Genomic DNA, 18232 nt, shown 5'->3' with positions numbered 1-18232 from the left:
CCCGCCGGCCAGGCGAAGCAATGAAACAACACTAGTAGCAAGTTGGATGAAGCACCAACTATAAAGCAGGTATAGCATAATCAAGGTATAGCATAAAAAGAAAGAGAGTACATGAGTTGATATAGAATCTTTAAATTCAAATGGCCTCCTACCATGAATGACAACAGCGGCATACTGGAGCAACTAAAGGCACGGTACGGTGAAGACACGTTCACGACCCAGACAACCCGGGATGAGATCCTCACCCTCTGGCTGCCCGTGGACCATGTACCGGATGTACTTAAATTCCTCAAGCAAGATCTTCCTGATCCCTTCCTGCTGCTTTTCGACCTGACAGCTATTGACGAGCGGACACGCAAGCCTGAAAACGGACACATCCCCAATACCTTCACGCTCATTTACCACCTCTTCTCTTTCAAACGCAATACGTTTTTAAGGCTCAAAGCCGGCCTGAAAGGCGACTTCCCCAAGGCACCGAGCATCAGCGGGCTTTGGGCCAACGCCAATTGGTATGAGCGCGAGGTATACGATATGTTCGGTATCCGTTTCGAGGGGCACCCGCATCTTTCGCGCATCCTGATGCCACGCACCTGGATCGGCCATCCGCTTCGCAAAGAGCACCCGGCCCGGGCTACGGAGATGGGACCTTTCCAACTCTATGACGATAAAATTGACCTGGAGCAGTCGGCGCTGCAGTTCAAGCCCGAAGAATGGGGACTAAAACGCGAGAGCGAAGACAGTGACTTTATGTTCCTCAACATCGGTCCGCAGCACCCTGGCACGCACGGCGTGCTGCGCATCATTCTGCAGCTGGATGGCGAAGACATCGTGGATGCTATACCTGATATTGGCTTCCACCATCGCGGAGCCGAGAAAATGGGCGAGCGCCAGTCCTGGCATACCTACATCCCCTATACCGACCGGGTCGATTACCTGGGCGGCGTGATGAACAACCTCGCTTACCTGCAGGCCGTGGAAAAACTGGCAGGTATAGAAGTGCCGGACCGGGTGAAGTATATCCGCGTGATGCTCTGCGAACTCTTCCGCATTGCCAGTCACCTGGTCTGGTATGGCACCTTCGCGCAGGACGTGGGTCAACTCTCTCCGGTGTTCTATATGTTCACCGACCGTGAAAAGATTTTCGACATCATCGAAGGTGTAACCGGTGGCCGCATGCACCCGAACTGGTTCCGCATCGGCGGCGTAGCGCAGGACCTGCCCAAAGGCTGGGAACAGCTTGTGCAGCGTTTCCTCGACTACTTCCCCAAACGCCTGAAAGAATACGATGCCATGGTGATGAAGAACAGCCTCTTCAAAGCCCGCACGGTCGGTATCGGCATTTTCACCAAGGAAGAGGCCATTGAATGGGGCGTGACCGGACCAAACCTGCGGGCCTGCGGTTTTGAGTGGGACTTCCGCAAAATGCGCCCTTATTCCGGCTACGAGTTATTCGACTTTGAAGTACCTACCGCCAACAATGGCGACTGCTACGACCGGGCCGTGGTACGGGTAGCCGAGATGCGCCAGAGTTTGCGTATCATCGAGCAATGCGTGAAGAACATGCCGGCCGGGCCTTTCAAGTCGGACCACCCGATCACTACGCCGCCTGTTAAGAAAGACACCATGCACGACATTGAAACACTCATCACCCACTTTCTGGGCGTGAGCTGGGGGCCGGTGATACCACCCGGCGAAGCGATGAGCTGCATAGAAGCTACCAAAGGAGCGAACGGTTACTATCTGACCAGTGACGGGAATACTTCCCCTTACCGGGTACGCATCCGCACTCCCTCCTTCCCGCACATGCAAATGCTCCCATACATCACCAAAGGCTATACCGTAGCGGATTTGCTGTCCATCTTGGGTGCAATGGATTATGTGCTGGCGGACATTGACAGGTGATTTGAGATTGGGAGTTTAGGAGGTAGAAAGTTAAGAGTTTGAAAAGGTATAGCTGTAGGGGCAGGTCGCGACCTGTCCGAATCGTGCACCGGTAATTGTGCACCAGCAATCAACAATTTTACAATTCAGCAATTTAAAATTAAACCACATGCTGACCACCGAAGAAAAACACAAGATCGACCACGAAGTAAGCTTGGTGCCATCGCCCAAGAATGCCTGCATAGAGGCGCTGAAGATCGTGCAGCAAAGCCATGGCTGGGTATCAGACGAAAGCCTGAAGGATGTGGCGGATTATGTGGGGATGTCGCCGGCGGAGCTGGATAGTGTGGCCACCTTCTACAACCTTATTTTCAGGAGCCCGGTGGGACGGCATGTGATACTGGTGTGCGACAGCATCAGTTGCTGGGTGATGGGCTATGAAGGAATCCGCGACCACCTCTACAGCAAACTCAACATTCAGTACGGCCAGACCACCGAAGACGGCCGCTATACCTTGCTACCCAACTGCTGCCTCGGCACCTGCGACCGGGCCCCTGCCCTGATGATTGACAACGATTTGTACCGTGACCTGACGGTGGAACAACTGGACGAGATTCTGGAAAAGTATACCTAAAACCAAAGCGGGCATACCTATGGAAAAGCCCCTGACCCAACACATTGTCCCCGGACGCGCGCCACTTTCCCTCAAAGAATATGAGCAGGTGGGCGGTTACCAGTCTGTGCGCAAAATCCTCAAAGAGATGGCCCCTGCCGAAGTGCAGACCTTGGTCAAAGACTCGAACCTGCGCGGACGCGGGGGAGCGGGTTTTAACACCGGCCTCAAGTGGAGCTTTGTGCCCATGGGTCCGGAAGCGGCCAAGCCCAAGTACCTGGTGGCCAATGCCGACGAGATGGAGCCGGGCACCTTCAAGGACCGAGTGCTGTTGGAAGGCAATCCGCACCAGTTGATCGAAGGGATGATCGTGGCGGCTTATGCCATCGACGCCAGCATTTCCTACATCTTCATGCGCTGGGCCTATAAACTGGCGGCCCGGGAAATCATCAAAGCCATTGACGAAGCCTACGAAGTAGGCTATCTGGGCGAAAATATACTAGGCTCGGGATTCAGTCTGGACATGCACCTGCATACCGGCGTGGGCAGGTATATGTGCGGCGAAGAAACTGCTTTGCTCAATGCCCTGGAAGGCAAGCGAGCCAACCCGCGCGCCAAGCCGCCCTTCCCGCAGGTAAGCGGCCTGTTTGGTAAGCCCACGATCGTGAACAACGTGGAGACGCTTTGTTGCCTGCCGCACATCATCAACAAGGGCGCTGACTGGTTCAAGGGCCTGAGCAAAACCCAGGACGCCGGTACCAAGCTCTACGGCATCAGCGGCCGCGTGAAAACACCCGGTTGCTGGGAATTGCCGATGGGCACCACCATCCGCGAACTCATAGAAGAGCACGGTGGCGGCATGCAGGACGGTTATCTCTTCAAAGGACTCTTGCCCGGCGGCGCTTCTACCGATTTCCTGGTAGAGGAGCACCTGGACCTGCCGATGGACTATACCGCCATACAGGCAGCCGGCAGTCGTATGGGAACGGGCACGATGATTATCCTCGACGATCAGACCTGCCCTGTTGGTTTCGTGCACAACCTGCAGCACTTCTTTGCGCAGGAGTCCTGCGGATTCTGTACACCCTGCCGCGAAGGCCTGCCCTGGGTGGAGAAGATCCTGCTGGCTATAGACCGTGGCGAAGGCAAGCCCGAACACCTGCTCACCCTCGACTTTCATACCAAATACCTCGGCCCCGGCAACACGTTTTGTGCGCTGGCACCCGGTGCTATGGAACCCCTGCAGAGCGCTCTGAAATACTTCAGGGAGGATTTTGAACGGCACATTCACGAACAACACTGTCCCTGGAGCAAAGCGAAAGTATGGCAACCATCTATATAGAGAATACACCCTACGAAGTACCAACCGGCAAAAACCTGCTGGAAGCTGTCCTCTCCCTCGGCAAGGATCTTCCCTACTTCTGCTGGCACCCAGCCATGGGCTCCATAGGCGCCTGCCGCCAGTGCGCCGTGAAGGTATACAAGGACGAAAACGACACCAAGGGTAAGCTCTTTATGTCCTGCATGGAGCAGGTGCGCGACGGCATGCGTCTTTCCATCGCCGACATGGAAGCCAAGGAGTTCCGGGCGCACATCATCGGCTGGCTCATGACCAACCACCCGCACGACTGCGCCGTCTGCGACGAAGGCGGCGCCTGTCACCTGCAGGATATGACCGTGATGACGGGCCACAACTACCGCCAGTACCGTTTTGACAAGCGCACTTACATTAACCAGTACCTGGGGCCCTTCCTGAACCACGAAATGAACCGCTGCATCCAGTGCTACCGCTGTGTGCGCTACTATAAAGATTATGCCGGCGGCAAAGATCTGGATGTATTTGCTGCCCACAACCACCTGTACTTTGGCCGCCACGAAGACGGCGTGCTGGAAAGCGAATTCAGCGGCAACCTAGCGGAAGTTTGCCCGACGGGTGTGTTCACCGACAAGACACTCAAGCAGCACTATACCCGCAAATGGGACCTCACCATGGCCCCTTCCGTGTGCCACCACTGCAGCCTGGGCTGTAACATCACGGCTGGGGAACGCTACGGCACCCTGCGCAACATCACCAACCGGTACAACGGCGAAGTGAACGGCTACTTCCTCTGTGACCGTGGCCGGTTTGGCTATGAGCACGTGAACAATGTGGGCCGCATCCGCAAGCCGTTGGTGCGAAGTCAGCTGCCCGAAGCCACCGACAAGTACACTGCTCTGCAGGCAACAGCGGGCGCTTACCGGACCGGCCGGGTAATCGGGATAGGCTCCCCACGCGCTTCGCTGGAATCTAATTTTGTCCTGAAAACGCTGGTTGGTGAAGACAACTTCCATCACGGCGTATCCGATACGGAGCACGACCTGGTGTGCCTGGGCCTGAAGATCTTGAAAGAAGGAGCCGCCCGGACGCCCTCGTTGCGGGAAGTGGAACAGGCGGATGCTGTGTTTATCCTGGGCGAAGACCTGACGAATACAGCTCCTATGCTCGCCCTGGCCGTGCGGCAATCCGTTCGGAGGCAACCGGCCCTGGAGCATATCTCCAAAGCCAATATACCCGTCTGGCAGGATGCTGCGGTACGGGAACTAGTGCAGGAAGGAAAAGGACCGCTCTTTATAGCCGGCGTACATGATTCGAAGCTGGATGAAATCGCTACCCAGACATTTTACGACTCACCTGATGCCCTGGCACGGCTGGGATTCGCCGTAGCTAATTTTATACATGCCAGTTGTCCGGATGTGCCCGGGCTCAACGAAGATGAGCTGCAGCTGGCCAAACAGATTGCCGACACCTTGATGGCAGCAGAAAAACCGCTCATTATCTCCGGCACACACAGCGGCAGTGAACGCGTACTCATGGCCTCGGCCAACATTGCCAATGCCCTGGTCGCAAAGGGAAAAGAAGCAGGCATCGTTCTTACCTTCCCGGAATGCAACAGCCTGGGTCTGGCTATGCTGGGAGGTCATAAACTCGATTCGGCTTTCGAAGCCGTACTCAATGGGTATGCCGATACGGTCATCCTCCTGGAAAATGACCTCTACCGCCGTGCTGGTGCCGGCCGGGTAACGAACTTCCTGAAGACCTGCAAGAATGTTATCGTGCTGGACAACCTACATCATGCAACGAGCGAGGAGGCCAGTATACTGCTATCTGCCGGCACGTTTGCCGAGGCCGATGGCACGCTCATCAACAACGAGGGACGCGCGCAGCGCTTCTTCCAGGTATACCCAACGTCTGAGGACATACAGGAGAGCTGGCGCTGGCTGGGAGAATTGGGAACACTACTGGCTCACGACCAGATCAGCAAATGGCACGGCCTGGAAGATATTCTGCAGGCGATCGTTCGGGAGCAACCGGAGCTGAAAGGGATTGACACGCTTGTTCCTGATACGGATTTCCGCATTGCCGGACAAAAAATACCCCGGGCGCCCCACCGTTTCAGTGGCCGCACCTCCATGCTGGCCAATATCAACGTCAACGAGCCCAAACCGCCGGTAGACCCCGACGCGCCGCTCTCCTATACCATGGAGGGCTACCGCGGCCAGCCGCCTTCGTCCCTGATCCCGTTCTTCTGGGCACCTGGCTGGAACTCGGTGCAGTCTACAAACAAATACCAGCAGGAAGTCGGGGGTTCCCTCAAAGGGGGTGATCCGGGACTGCGGCTCCTGAAACCGGCGGCGACGCATACCGAATCTTTCTCGACGGCCGTGCCTCAGAAGTTCCAACCGCTGGAGGGGCATCTGTTTATGTTGCCGCTACACCATATTTTCGGCACCGAGGAGCTGAGTATGCATTCGCCCTCCATTGCTGAACGCGCCCCCGAACCCTACGTGCTGCTCAACCAGGATGACGCTGTTCTGATGAAGCTGCAGGAAGGGCAGACCCTGAGCTTTACAATTGAAGGCCAGGTTTACCAACTGCCTGTCAGGATAAGCCCCCGCATCCGAAGCGGTACTGCCGGATTGCCCGTTGGTCTGCCTGCTATACCTTTTGCCGAACTGCCTGCCTGGGCCATACTTAACCGAGACTTCACATGGAAGCAGCAACCCCAAACTACTTACTGATCATCGGCGGCGTGCTGTTCGTCATGTTGAACGTGGCGGCACTGCTTATCTGGGTGGAGCGTCGCCTGCTGGCCCTGTTCCAGGACCGGTATGGCCCCAACCGGGCGGGCCCTTTTGGTCTGCTCATCGTAGCAGCCGACTCCATCAAGCTCTTCTTCAAGCAGGATTGGATTCCGCCCTTTGCCGATAAGCCGGTTTTTGTGCTGGCACCTGCCATTGTGGTAGTCACGGTGCTGATGAGCTTTGTGGTGATCCCGTTTGCGCCGGGCGTTATCGTGGCCGACCTCAACATCGGTTTGCTGTTCTTCCTGGCCATGTCCTCGATGGGCGCTTACAGCATCATCCTCGGCGGCTGGGCATCCAACAACAAGTACAGCTTGCTGGGGGCCATGCGCGGCGCGGCGCAGATGATCTCCTACGAAGTTTTCATGGGCCTTTCGCTGATGGGTGTGGTGCTGATGACCGGCTCCTTCAGCCTGCGTGAAATTGTGGAAGCACAGAGGGGTCTCTGGTTTGTTGTTCCGCAGTTCGTCGGTTTCATCATCTTCTTCATAGCAGGTATAGCCGAAACGCACCGCCTGCCACTGGACATTCCGGAGTCGGAGAGCGAGCTGATCGCGGGTTTCCACTCGGAGTATTCGGGAATGAAATTCGGCATGTTTTTCATTGGCGAGTACATGGGTATCACGCTCATTTCCTGCATGATGGTCACGCTGTTCTTTGGAGGTTGGCTGGGCCCTGATTTTCTGCCGCCCATCGTGTGGTTCATCCTCAAAACAGCCTTCTTCCTCTGCATTTTCATCCTGCTGCGCGCCTCCATGCCGCGCCCCAGGTATGACCAGTTGATGGAGTATGGCTGGAAGATCCTGCTGCCGCTGACATTGGTGAATCTTGTGGTGACGGCGGGTGTGATGCTGTGGTTGAACGAAGGCTGAATTTTGAATGAGTGAATGAATATCAACATGTCATTTCGAATATTCTTGAGGCGCGAGCCAACGAGAGCCAGCGTAGCTGAGGGAGATCTGAAACAGTTTGGTGATCATCAGAATCCGGATTGCTCGCGGCGCCCAAAGTGACAAGTTAAAAGAAACAACGATAAACGAAAGGAGCACTTATGTTTAGTTTATTGCGCAGTATGTGGCTCACGTTTCTGCATGCGTTTCACAAGCGGGATACCATTCTGTATCCGGAGCAGAAGGCCATACTCCCGACCCGTTGGCGTGGCCGGATTGTGCTGACGCGCGACCCCGATGGGGGCGAACGCTGTGTGGCCTGCAATCTTTGCGCCGCCGCCTGCCCCGTGGACTGCATTTCGCTGCAGGCCACCGAGGACGAGACCGGCCGCCGCTATCCCGACTTTTTCAGAATCAATTTTTCGCGCTGCATTTTCTGTGGTTTCTGCGAAGAGGCCTGCCCGACCTATGCCATCCAGCTCATCCCTGACTTCGAGATGGGCGAATACAACCGCCAGAACCTGGTGTATGAAAAGAAAGAACTGCTCGTGGACGGCCAGGGAAAGTACCCGGGCTACAACTACTACAAGGTAGCCGGTATGGCCATTGGCGGAAAAGGAAAAGGCGAAGCCGAGAACGAAGCGCCTCCTGTAAACATCAAAAGCTTAATCCCCTAGCCTATGGAACTGACCTTTTATATAGCCGCAGCCGTGTCCGTGCTGGCCACCATCATGGTCATCACGCGCTACAACATGATACACGCCCTGCTCTACCTGGTGGTGTCCTTCCTGGCCGTAGCCGTGGTATTCTTTACCCTGGGCGCTCCTTTTATGGCCGCCCTGGAAGTGATCGTATACGCCGGCGCCATCGTGGTGCTCATCATCTTTGTGATCATGATGCTGAGCCTCACCCACGAGGATGTGGAGCGGGAAAAAGAGTGGCTCAAGCCCAGCGTATGGGCAGGTCCTGCCCTGCTCTCGCTGGTGCTGCTGGCCGAACTGGTATACCTGGTAGCTACGTCTGATCTGACCGTTCCCCCTGCTGCCGGTGCCTATGTGGATGCCAAAGCGGTCGGCCTGGCACTGTACGGACCTTATGTGTTGGGAGTGCAGTTGAGCGGCATTCTGCTCATGGCTGGGATCGTGGGCGCTTATCACCTGGGCCGGCAGAAGAAGAAAGTCATCCACCGGTTTTTGCAGGAAAAGCCTGCGACAGAAAGGAGCGCTGCCCTATGAGTACTGTTTCGATGGAAGCCGGCTTGCTGCTGGCAGGAGCTCTTTTTATGCTGGGGCTGGTCAGTGTGATGATTCGCCGCAACATCATCTTCATGCTCATTTCGGTGGAGATCATGCTCAACGCCGCCGGGCTGGCCTTTATCGTGGCGGGCAGCCACTGGGCGCAGCCGGACGGACAGATCATGTTCATCTTCATTCTCACCATGGCCGCCGCCGAAGTATCGGTTGGCCTGGCGCTGATCCTGCAGATACATCACCAACTGAAAACATTGAACAGTGACGCAGCTAACTTTATGAAAGGATAACGCTATGGCAGACTATCTCTGGTTAATTCCCGCCCTGCCCTTTGCCGGCGCCCTGCTGCTGGCTCTGTTCGGCGGCCGCATCTCCCGCTCGCTGGTCTCGGCTATCGGGGTGGGCAGTGTAGGTATAGCGGCAGCCATTACGCTATTGCTGGGCTTTGAATTTTTGAGTTCACGCCCGGCTTTTATCCGGCAGGAGGTATGGCAGTGGTTTGATGTGGCGGGCTTCAGCCCATCCATCGCCTTTCACCTGGACGCGCATTCGATGGTGTTCATTTTCGTCATCACCTTCGTCGGATTTTTGATCCACATCTACTCCACCGAGTACATGGCCGAAGACCAGGACTACGCCCGCTTCTTTGCCTGCATGAATCTTTTTGTAGGCTCCATGCTCGTGCTGGTGCTGGGCGATAATTTGCTTTTGCTATACCTGGGCTGGGAAGGCGTGGGCCTCTGCTCCTACCTGCTCATTGGCTTCTGGTACAAGGAACCGGCTAACGGGTACGCCGCCCGTAAGGCCTTCATCATCACGCGCGTAGGCGACACGGCCATGGCCATCGGCCTATTCATGCTCTTCCAGACCTTCGGAACGCTGCATATTCAGAGTATCTCAACTGAAGCGGTACAAACCTGGAATGTCGGGGCCGAAACGGCGGTCATCATTGCTTTCTTGCTACTGGGTGGTGCCGTAGGTAAATCCGGGCAGTTGCCGTTGCAAACCTGGTTGCCGGATGCCATGGCGGGTCCTACGCCGGTGAGTGCTTTGATACACGCCGCTACCATGGTAACAGCCGGCGTATACCTGATCGCACGCATGCACGTCATCTTTGAGCTGGCTCCTGTTGCCATGACGGCCGTGGCGGTGATTGGTGCCATCACATTGCTCCTCGCGGGCTTTGCGGCGCTCACCCAGTACGACCTCAAACGGGTCCTCGCCTACTCCACCATCAGCCAGATCGGCTACATGTTTCTGGCACTGGGTGTGGGTGCCTGGTCGGCGGGCGTGTTCCACTTCATGATTCACGGTTTCTTCAAGGCGCTGCTCTTCCTGTGTGCCGGGGCCATCATCCTGGCGCTGCACCACGAGCAGGACATGCGGCAGATGGGCGGGCTGCGCCAAAAGCTGCCGGTGGTCTTCTATACCTTCCTGATAGGCGCAGCGTCGCTCGCGGCTTTTCCGCTGGTGTCGGCGGGCTTCTACAGCAAAGACCAGATCCTGTGGTTGCAGCTGGCCGGGGAGAACGGCAACATCTGGCTATACCTGGCGGGCCTGCTCGGGGCTTTCATCACCTCTGTCTATACCTTCCGGATGGTGTTTATGACCTTTTATGGCGAAGCGAAAACGCATGTGGGCCATAAGCCGACGCTGGCGATCACGGTGCCGCTCATCATCCTGGGAGTGCTTTCTTTTGCAGGCGGCTTTATCGAACTGCCGCACAACTTCGGCCATGTGGTGCTCTTTTCCGACTTCCTGGCCCCTATCCTTCCGGCAGTGAATGTGGTGGAGGATTTCAGCCAGTACGAATGGATGGTGCAGTTGCTGGCAGCCGTTGTTTCGTTGAGCGGCATTTACATCGCTTACCTGTTTTACTACAAAAAACCGGTGCTCCTCGAACGCCTGCACCGCTCAGAAATTGCGATGGGTCTACATGCTTTCTGGCACTCCGGCTGGGGCTTTGACCAGTTGTACGACGCCCTGATCGTGCGGCCTTATGTATACCTGGCGAAGGTGAATAAACGCGACATCATCGATTACGCCTATACCTCTGTGGCCAACCTGACGCAGGGACTGCATGAGCTGTTTGCCCGTACCCAGACCGGCGTCATGCGCAACTACGTGATGGGCGTAGTGGTCGGGGCTATTATGATTCTCACCATAAGTCTGCTGCTATGATACTCGTCTGGCTCCTTGTCATACTGATGGCCGGCGGCGTGCTGGCCTGGATATCCCGGAAAGTGCACCGCGACCTGCCCCGCTGGATTGCCCTGGTTTCGGTGCTGGCTGCTTTTGGGCTCACGCTCTACCTGTGGCTCGAACAACCGCCCCTTTCCGCGGGCTCCGCCTGGCTCATTCGCTACGACGCCCCCTGGATTCCGCAATGGGGTATTCACATTCGCCTGGCGCTGGACGGCCTGAGCCTGCTCCTGCTGCTGCTCACCTTTTTTCTGGGGCTGCTGTCGGTGCTCATTTCGTGGCGGGAGATCCAGAGCAAGATCGGCTTCTTTCACTTCAACCTGCTCTGGGTGCTGGCAGGTATAACCGGCGTGTTCCTCACCATGGACCTCTTCCTGTTCTACTTTTTCTGGGAGGTCATGCTCATTCCAATGTACTTCCTGATCGGGATTTGGGGGCACGAGAACCGGACCTATGCTGCCTACAAATTCTTCATTTTTACGCAGGCTTCCGGGCTGCTCATGCTGCTGGCGATACTCGGGCTTTACTTCATACACGGCAGTCAGACGGGCACCTATACCTTCAATTATTTTGAATTGCTGAACACCACGCTGACACCGGAAGCGGCGCGCCTGCTCATGTTCGGGTTCCTGGCTGCCTTCCTGGTGAAGCTGCCAGTGGTGCCCTTCCATTCCTGGCTCCCCGACGCACACTCGCAGGCCCCCACGGCGGGCAGTGTGATACTGGCGGGATTGCTGCTTAAGACGGGAGCCTACGGCCTGCTGCGCTTTGTCATTCCGCTTTTCCCGACGGCTACCGTGGAGTTTGCGCCCTGGGCCATGCTGCTGGGTGTGATTGGCATCCTCTACGGCGCTATCCTGGCTTTTTCGCAAACCGACCTCAAACGACTGGTCGCCTATACCAGCGTGAGCCACATGGGCTTTGTGATACTGGGCGTATTTGCCTTCAACGAGTGGGCGCTGCAGGGGGTGGTCATGCAGATGATCACGCACGGACTAAGCACGGGAGCGCTCTTCATCATCGCCGGCTTCCTGTACGAGCGGCTCCATACCCGCGACATCCGGCAGATGGGCGGCTTCTGGTCCACGGCCCCGAAGATGGGGGTCATGACCCTTGTGTTCGTGATGGCCTCGCTCGGCCTACCCGGACTTGGCAACTTCATTGCGGAGTTCCTTACGCTGGTGGGCTCCTGGCAGGCTAACAATTGGCTGACGGTTTTTGCGACCATCGGACTGGTACTGGCCACCGCTTACTCACTCCGCATCATACAAAAGGTGTTTCTGGAGTCTGATCGTATGGGGGAGGCCCTGCCCGACATGAAGCCACGCGAAATATTGATTGCCATACCGCTGGTCACCCTGATTTTGTGGCTGGGGCTGTACCCGCAGCCGGTGCTGGATCTTACCAGGCCGTCCGTACAGGAGCAGTTGCAGGCCTATACAGAATCGCCGGTAGAGCCAGAACACCTGGCAAAAGCAAAGGAAAACAAAACGGAAGCAAGCATCGGGAAATCTGAAGAAACAAACACGCTTCAAATTCCCACATCTTCAAATCTTCAAATTAAGAATCATGACGCTAAATGATTTCCAACATCTGATGCCACTGCTCATTCTCACATTTGCCGTGCTGATCACCATGCTGGTCATAGCCGTTGGGCGTAACCATAAGATTATTTATGTGATCACAGCCCTCTCGTTCCTGGCGGCTTTCGGATCGCTCTTCGAGCTAAAAAATGTGAACCGCTATACCCTGGAGCCGCTCTTTGTGATCGATGGCTTCGGCGTCTTTTACATCGGGCTTATCCTGCTGACCGCACTGCTGATCAGCATGCTGTCCTATGCCTATTTTGAGCAACGGGAAGAGCGCAAGGAAGAGTATTACATCCTGCTCATTCTGGCTACGATCGGGGCCTGCGTGCTCGTCATCAGCAAGCACTTCGCTTCGTTGTTTCTGGGTTTGGAAATACTGAGTGTGGCCCTGTATTCGCTTATTGCTTACCTCCGCACGCGGGAGCGCTCGGACGAGGCAGGTATAAAATATTTGATCCTGGCAGCCTTCTCTTCGGCCTTCCTGCTCTTCGGGATGGCGCTGGTATACGCCAGCACCGGCACCATGGAATTTGCAGGTATAGCCCGTGCTATTTCCGGCTTTCAGGAACTCCCCCTGCTGCTGCTCACGGGCTTTGGCATGATGATCGTCGGCATTGGTTTTAAGCTTAGCGTCGTGCCTTTCCACATGTGGGCGCCGGATGTGTATGAAGGGGCTCCTGCTCCGGTCACCGCTTTTATTGCCACCGTATCCAAAGGGGGCGTACTGGGCGTGCTCATTCGCTTTTTCATGGAAGTGGACGGCCACCGCTACCCCACGCTGGTGCTCATCTTCACCATCATTGCCGTTGCCTCCATGCTGGCGGGCAACCTGCTGGCCCTGTTGCAGGACAATGTCAAGCGCATACTCGCTTACTCCTCCATTGCACACCTGGGCTATTTGCTGGTAGCTTTCCTGGCCGGCAACGAGATGGGCGTGGAAGCCGTGACATTTTACCTGGTCGCTTACTTTATCACGACCGTTGGCGCCTTCGGCGTGATCGCCATGTTATCGGATACGGAGCGGGATGCCGAAGGGCTGGAGGATTACCGTGCCCTGCTCTGGCGCCGCCCCTGGACAGCAGCTGTCTTTGTAGCCATGCTGCTTTCGCTGGCAGGTATACCGCTCACGGCAGGCTTTGTAGGCAAGTTCTATATCCTGGCAGCGGGCGTCAATACGCAGTTGTGGCTGCTGGTACTGATGCTGGTACTCAACAGTGTGATCGGCCTGTTTTATTATATCCGGATCGTCGCCGTGATGTTCCAGCAACCGGAAGCCGACGCTGCCATTCAGCCGCGCAGCAGGCTGCGGCCTTCCATCTACCTGGCGAGTGTGGGCACGCTTACCGTGCTGGCGCTGCTGCTGGTCTGGATCGGCGTATACCCGTCCGGCTTGCTGCAGGTGATCGACGGATTGCTTTTCAATCCCCTTCCTTAGGTATACCGGAATAAGCGGGGCAGGCAGGAATGGATGCCTGCGGCCTGCTATACCTTGTCGTCATAAAAATGCTAACAGAACCTTATGAGCCCACAACACTAGGCTTCTGGGAAGAATACCTGGTGCAGATGCGGCCTTACCTCTTCTTTGTGTCCGGCGTGGCCGGGCTCACCGGACTGGCCATTGCCTATGCCACCACACCGGCTCCTGTGCTGAGCTTAGTGGCTGCCTTTATTCCGCTGTTCATGGCCTATGGCTTTGGGCAGGCCCTGACCGATTGTTTTCAAAAAGACCGGAATCGTTTGTCAGCACCCTCCAAGCCACTTTCTAAAGGTCTGCTGTATACCAAAGATGTAGCGGTCGTGAGTGTGGTTGGCTTGCTGACATGTGGGTTGATCCTGGTGAGCCTGCGGTTTTCAAACATCTACCTGGCGATCCTCTCTGTATTGGGGCTGGCTAGCTATACCTATGTAAAGCGACACTATTGGTGGGGCGGTCTGTTCTACAATGCCTTCCTGGTGCTGCTGCTGCCTGTCATGGCCTGTCTCAGCCTGGGCGGTAGCTGGCGCATGCTGCCCCTGCCTGTTTTCCTGCTCATTTTCTTTTCCTACAGCAGTTTTGTATTGAGCGGCTACCTGAAAAATCTTGCTGCTGACCGCGCCACCGGTTACCGCACGTTCTCCGTGCAGTTTGGATGGAACAAAACTGTTCTGGCCGGAAACATACTCGTACTGCTCAGCGCCAGCTGCTGCCTCTGGATGGTGTGGGGATCTATACCGGGTATGCTCCTGTGGTTGGCCGGCACAACGCTCGCGGTAAGGGGGCAATTTACAGCTTACCAGGTGCAGGCACGGAACCTAGCAAATTTCACCGGGCCTGTTCTTGCTGCCTTGCGTAGTTTCATCCTGTGGCAGCTGGCTGTCGTACTGACTTACCAGCCTGACTGGTGGGGCCAGGTGATCCCGTTCTATCTCCTGTTTGAATTAGCTTTGAATTTCCGCCCCGACAAGCAGCAGATCTAGCGCTAAAACACTTTATTAAAATGGAATTATCCCTAAATTAATCTTTATAAAGAGTAGTGAAATTTGAACCTAAACAATACTCAAGGGGCCCACATGGAGGAAAGTATAAGGTCAATATGTTTTTGTCCATATTAAAATCCATTGTAACTGTTTTGGGCGAACCGGCTTCCCCTGTTAATGTCAAATTTTCAATATTTTCATACTCGCCTTTGTTGTGATCGTACATGAAGTGTTGAGAATAAAACAACGTTAATTTATTGTCTTTAACTTCATATTTGCCTATTAACCTATGTCTGAATCCCAGTATATCTCCAGATGAGTTGATCACCTTTTCCAAATATTCAAAGCTGTTATCTTGCTTAAAATTATATCCTCTTTTAAGTTTTAATATATTGGAAGGCTCCACCTCTATAGACCATTTACCGAGTAAGGAATTTTTTATATTCATGGAGCTAGTTTTCTCATTAGAAAAGTCTTCCTTTTCGCAAGAGACAATGGCAAAGAATAGTAATCCACAGAAGAGGTAGCTAAATTTTTTCATTACTGAGCTTTTAGGTTATTGATTACTGCCATGACTCCACAAATGTCAGTATGGTTGCAAGTGCTTGTAAATTTTATCTAACTACTTTTGGTTAACCTGCGAGTAGGAGCACTTTGTCAAATTGCTCCTCTTATTTTCCTTTCATTCATAACCGGACGCGTTGTACCTTTATAACCAGGCGTCTATTGCTCCTGCTATACCTCGGATTTATGAGAATCATCCTTCTCCTTTTACTCACGATCGTGCTTGCTGCTCCTGTGGCTTCCGCTCAGAAAAGCGACAGCACCCGGGTCACATTTATACTGCAGTCTCCGGGCTTGCCGGACAGCAGCAAGGTCTACCTTACGGGCAGCCCTGCCGCCCTCGGGGAATGGAATCCGGCAAAAGTTGCCATGGAAAAAACCGGGGATCAAACCTGGAGCAAAACGGTATACCTGGAAAAAACAGGCTCGGTGCAATACAAGTATACACTTGGCTCCTGGGAGCGTCAGGCAACCCATGCCAACGGACAAGCCCTGCCCAATTTCACGCTTAAGTTCAGCGGGGATACAACCGTACGCAACGAAGTACAGCATTGGATAGCGCAACAAGCCTGGACCATCACCGGAGGTATAACCGGCACTGTGCAGTACCACCGCGCTATTGCGGGGAACGGGCTACAGAAAAGAGACCTGGTCGTGTGGCTGCCACCGGGCTATGAAAAAGGCAATAACCGCTACCCGGTGCTCTACCTGCATGACGGCCAGAACATAATGGACCCGGCAACCAGTTCCTTTGGTGTTGACTGGCGCGTAGACGAAACGGCCGACAGCCTGATACGAGCCGGTGAGATCAATCCCATGATCATCGTAGGCATCAACAACACCTCTGACCGGATGGACGAGTACACGCCCGGAGAGAAAGGAACCGCTTACATGGACCTTGTTGTGAACACCATAAAGCCGCTGGTAGACCAGCACTACCGCACCAAAACTGGCCCGAAACACACCCTGACGGGTGGTTCCTCTGCAGGAGGCATCATGGCTTTTATGCTGGCCTGGGAGCACCCGAACGTATTTTCGAAAGCCATCTGCATGTCGCCTGCCTTCAAGGTCATGCACATTGACTATGTGAAGGATGTCTTGGCCTACACGGGCAAAAAGAAGGTCCTTTTCTTTTACATTGATAACGGCGGCATTGACCTGGAGGAGAAGCTGCAGCCAGGTATAGACGAGATGCTGAACGCCCTGCAACAGAAGGGCTACCGGGAGGGCAAAGACTATTTCTGGGTCCGGGACCCGGAAGCACCCCACTTCGAATCTGCTTGGGCCAGGCGAATGCCGCTGGCGCTAAAACTCATGCAGGGAAAAAATTCACATAAGAAGAATAACTGACTACCAGCCTTAGAACGACGTACTGCGAGCAGGCTACAGCTTTAATGTAAAGCCCAGGTTGAGGGAAAGATCGGCAAAAGCGGCGTCTCCATGTACCTTGTTTCCGGTGCGTGCCGTATTTTCTTTGTCTGTCACACTTTGCAGGCGGTTGCGTTCCAGGGCCACCGGTACCGTCGCAAAAACATTTACTTTCCCGGTTCTGTAATTCAGCCCAGGCTCAACAGACACCACGTAGCCGGGGCGCCTGAAACCCTTGCTGCTGCCGATCAAATCCTCCACGGGCACGCCCTCTATCCGGCCACCAGCCGATGCTGAAACCCCATTGAGTTTGCCCCTGAAGGTATGGCTAACCCCCAGCCGCACCATGTACTGATCGGGCACACTCATGATAGACTCATTGGCCAGCATGGGCGAAAGCGTTTCACGAAACGTGCGGGTGCCGTTCAGCCCTCTCGGATTAACGAGATAATAGACATTGGAATAAAATAGCAGGCTGTTGGCGAGCGCGTAGAATCCATTGACTTCCGTGATAGCTCCCACGCCCCCGTCTCCGGGTTGGATGGACTGATCAACAGGCCGTTCTTCCGCCCCTCCTTCCGGACCCACGTTATAAAAGGTATCCTTGTAGTTATAGTTTCCGGTCGGAAGCTTCAGGCCCAGCCCCAGCTGTATATTTCCTTTGGCAAACTTTTGCGGATCAAGCATCCAGCGGTAGGCTACTACCCGGGCATCCCCAATGCCATACGAATGGGTGTTATGCCGCTCTTTCCGGCCGTGCTCATAGAGGGAGGAGCGCTTGTTGGCGATCAGGGGGAGCCCGGCGCCCACAGACCAGCGGCTGTTCAGCTGCCGGAGCAGGGTGAGGTCCAGGCTGTTTTGCCAGTTGATCACTTCCGTGTTTAGCTCGAGCCGTTCCTTTTGCTCCTCGTCGCCTCTGAAGTGCCGGAAAGACTTAAAATACCGGTGGGCTACGTTTACCTGCCACCCTTTTGCTGCCGCATCCGCTGTGGCTTCATCCACCGGGTGCTCCATGGTACAAACCATCCCGTTGCTCCGGATGGCGACGCAACCTTGCGCATAGGCCGCTGCCGTCAGCAGAAAGCAAAGGGAAACCGAAAGTATAATTTTCTTCATATATAAGATCCTTTACTATACACAAGCAAACCACATGAGCCAAACAGGTCAGGAAGAGCAGATTAGAATGGATAGACTATTAAACAGGTATCCTCCAATATATACGCATGCATAACTTATAAGATTATAATTTAATATTAAAATCAAACTATGGCAGAAAAAACGGGTATGCCGCCATCC

Annotated in this window: 15 protein-coding genes; 13 read left to right on the top strand and 2 right to left on the bottom strand. The window is 54.8% G+C overall.

Features of this window, described 5'->3' with window-relative positions:
- The first annotated feature begins 153 nt into the window (after positions 1–153).
- From nuoC to OB13_RS05540, 12 genes are all read left to right on the top strand, one after another.
- A complete protein-coding gene (gene nuoC / locus OB13_RS05595; RefSeq protein ID WP_461489166.1) occupies positions 154–1902 on the top strand; it encodes an NADH-quinone oxidoreductase subunit C/D in 1749 nt (582 codons plus the stop codon).
- 148 nt (positions 1903–2050) lie between these two features.
- Complete coding sequence (nuoE, locus tag OB13_RS05590) at positions 2051–2515, top strand: NADH-quinone oxidoreductase subunit NuoE (protein WP_461489165.1); 465 nt, start codon at positions 2051–2053, stop codon at positions 2513–2515.
- Between the two features lie 19 nt (positions 2516–2534).
- Positions 2535–3836, top strand: a complete 1302-nt coding sequence (gene nuoF, locus OB13_RS05585; protein WP_461489164.1) for an NADH-quinone oxidoreductase subunit NuoF — start codon at positions 2535–2537, stop codon at positions 3834–3836.
- Positions 3818–6553, top strand: coding sequence for an NADH-quinone oxidoreductase subunit NuoG (gene nuoG, locus OB13_RS05580; RefSeq protein ID WP_461489163.1), 2736 nt, complete (start codon positions 3818–3820; stop codon positions 6551–6553). Before nuoF ends, nuoG begins: the two co-directional genes overlap by 19 nt.
- Positions 6523–7488, top strand: coding sequence for an NADH-quinone oxidoreductase subunit NuoH (gene nuoH, locus OB13_RS05575; protein WP_461489162.1), 966 nt, complete (start codon positions 6523–6525; stop codon positions 7486–7488). The genes nuoG and nuoH overlap by 31 nt, the downstream gene beginning before the upstream one ends.
- A 179-nt stretch (positions 7489–7667) precedes the next feature.
- Entirely contained in the window at positions 7668–8183 is a 516-nt protein-coding gene (nuoI, locus tag OB13_RS05570) for an NADH-quinone oxidoreductase subunit NuoI (RefSeq protein WP_461489161.1), read from the top strand.
- A gap of 3 nt (positions 8184–8186) precedes the next feature.
- Positions 8187–8741 carry an NADH-quinone oxidoreductase subunit J gene (gene nuoJ, locus OB13_RS05565; protein WP_461489160.1) on the top strand — a complete coding sequence of 185 codons (555 nt, stop codon included), beginning with the start codon at positions 8187–8189 and terminating at the stop codon, positions 8739–8741.
- Positions 8738–9046, top strand: a complete 309-nt coding sequence (nuoK, locus tag OB13_RS05560) for an NADH-quinone oxidoreductase subunit NuoK (RefSeq protein WP_461489159.1) — start codon at positions 8738–8740, stop codon at positions 9044–9046. The genes nuoJ and nuoK overlap by 4 nt, the downstream gene beginning before the upstream one ends.
- A gap of 4 nt (positions 9047–9050) precedes the next feature.
- Positions 9051–10937 (top strand): NADH-quinone oxidoreductase subunit L, encoded by a 1887-nt coding sequence (gene nuoL, locus OB13_RS05555; RefSeq protein WP_461489158.1) that lies wholly within the window; start codon positions 9051–9053, stop codon positions 10935–10937.
- Entirely contained in the window at positions 10934–12541 is a 1608-nt protein-coding gene (gene nuoM, locus OB13_RS05550) for an NADH-quinone oxidoreductase subunit M (protein WP_461489157.1), read from the top strand. Before nuoL ends, nuoM begins: the two co-directional genes overlap by 4 nt.
- Positions 12528–13982 (top strand): NADH-quinone oxidoreductase subunit N, encoded by a 1455-nt coding sequence (locus OB13_RS05545; protein WP_461489156.1) that lies wholly within the window; start codon positions 12528–12530, stop codon positions 13980–13982. Before nuoM ends, OB13_RS05545 begins: the two co-directional genes overlap by 14 nt.
- Before the next feature lie 68 nt (positions 13983–14050).
- Positions 14051–15004, top strand: coding sequence for a UbiA family prenyltransferase (locus OB13_RS05540; RefSeq protein ID WP_461489155.1), 954 nt, complete (start codon positions 14051–14053; stop codon positions 15002–15004).
- Positions 15005–15041: 37 nt separating this feature from the next.
- Here OB13_RS05540 and OB13_RS05535 read toward each other — a convergent pair whose 3' ends face one another.
- The gene (locus tag OB13_RS05535; RefSeq protein WP_461489154.1) at positions 15042–15545 is read right to left on the bottom strand and encodes a hypothetical protein; all 504 of its coding nucleotides are present in this window, start codon (positions 15543–15545) and stop codon (positions 15042–15044) included.
- Between the two features lie 209 nt (positions 15546–15754).
- Here OB13_RS05535 and OB13_RS05530 point away from each other — a divergent pair, with 209 nt between their 5' ends.
- Positions 15755–16918 carry an alpha/beta hydrolase-fold protein gene (locus OB13_RS05530; protein ID WP_461489153.1) on the top strand — a complete coding sequence of 388 codons (1164 nt, stop codon included), beginning with the start codon at positions 15755–15757 and terminating at the stop codon, positions 16916–16918.
- 33 nt (positions 16919–16951) lie between these two features.
- On the opposite strand, the gene OB13_RS05525 is transcribed toward OB13_RS05530, so the two are convergent.
- Entirely contained in the window at positions 16952–18052 is a 1101-nt protein-coding gene (locus OB13_RS05525; RefSeq protein WP_461489152.1) for a hypothetical protein, read from the bottom strand.
- Positions 18053–18232 lie beyond the last annotated feature (180 nt).

The organism is Pontibacter sp. HJ8 (genome assembly GCF_054824225.1).
Note: the sequence above shows the minus strand (reverse complement) of the source record. Positions and strands in the feature narration are given on the sequence as shown.

Bases quoted from the DNA above. Each gene is read 5' to 3' on its own strand.
- nuoC (WP_461489166.1), top strand. From the start codon at position 154: ATGAATGACAACAGCGGCATACTGGAGCAACTAAAGGCACGGTACGGT.
- nuoE (WP_461489165.1), top strand. From the start codon at position 2,051: ATGCTGACCACCGAAGAAAAACACAAGATCGACCACGAAGTAAGCTTG.
- nuoF (WP_461489164.1), top strand. From the start codon at position 2,535: ATGGAAAAGCCCCTGACCCAACACATTGTCCCCGGACGCGCGCCACTT.
- nuoG (WP_461489163.1), top strand. From the start codon at position 3,818: ATGGCAACCATCTATATAGAGAATACACCCTACGAAGTACCAACCGGC.
- nuoH (WP_461489162.1), top strand. From the start codon at position 6,523: ATGGAAGCAGCAACCCCAAACTACTTACTGATCATCGGCGGCGTGCTG.
- nuoI (WP_461489161.1), top strand. From the start codon at position 7,668: ATGTTTAGTTTATTGCGCAGTATGTGGCTCACGTTTCTGCATGCGTTT.
- nuoJ (WP_461489160.1), top strand. From the start codon at position 8,187: ATGGAACTGACCTTTTATATAGCCGCAGCCGTGTCCGTGCTGGCCACC.
- nuoK (WP_461489159.1), top strand. From the start codon at position 8,738: ATGAGTACTGTTTCGATGGAAGCCGGCTTGCTGCTGGCAGGAGCTCTT.
- nuoL (WP_461489158.1), top strand. From the start codon at position 9,051: ATGGCAGACTATCTCTGGTTAATTCCCGCCCTGCCCTTTGCCGGCGCC.
- nuoM (WP_461489157.1), top strand. From the start codon at position 10,934: ATGATACTCGTCTGGCTCCTTGTCATACTGATGGCCGGCGGCGTGCTG.
- OB13_RS05545 (WP_461489156.1), top strand. From the start codon at position 12,528: ATGACGCTAAATGATTTCCAACATCTGATGCCACTGCTCATTCTCACA.
- OB13_RS05540 (WP_461489155.1), top strand. From the start codon at position 14,051: ATGCTAACAGAACCTTATGAGCCCACAACACTAGGCTTCTGGGAAGAA.
- OB13_RS05535 (WP_461489154.1), bottom strand. From the start codon at position 15,545: ATGAAAAAATTTAGCTACCTCTTCTGTGGATTACTATTCTTTGCCATT.
- OB13_RS05530 (WP_461489153.1), top strand. From the start codon at position 15,755: ATGAGAATCATCCTTCTCCTTTTACTCACGATCGTGCTTGCTGCTCCT.
- OB13_RS05525 (WP_461489152.1), bottom strand. From the start codon at position 18,052: ATGAAGAAAATTATACTTTCGGTTTCCCTTTGCTTTCTGCTGACGGCA.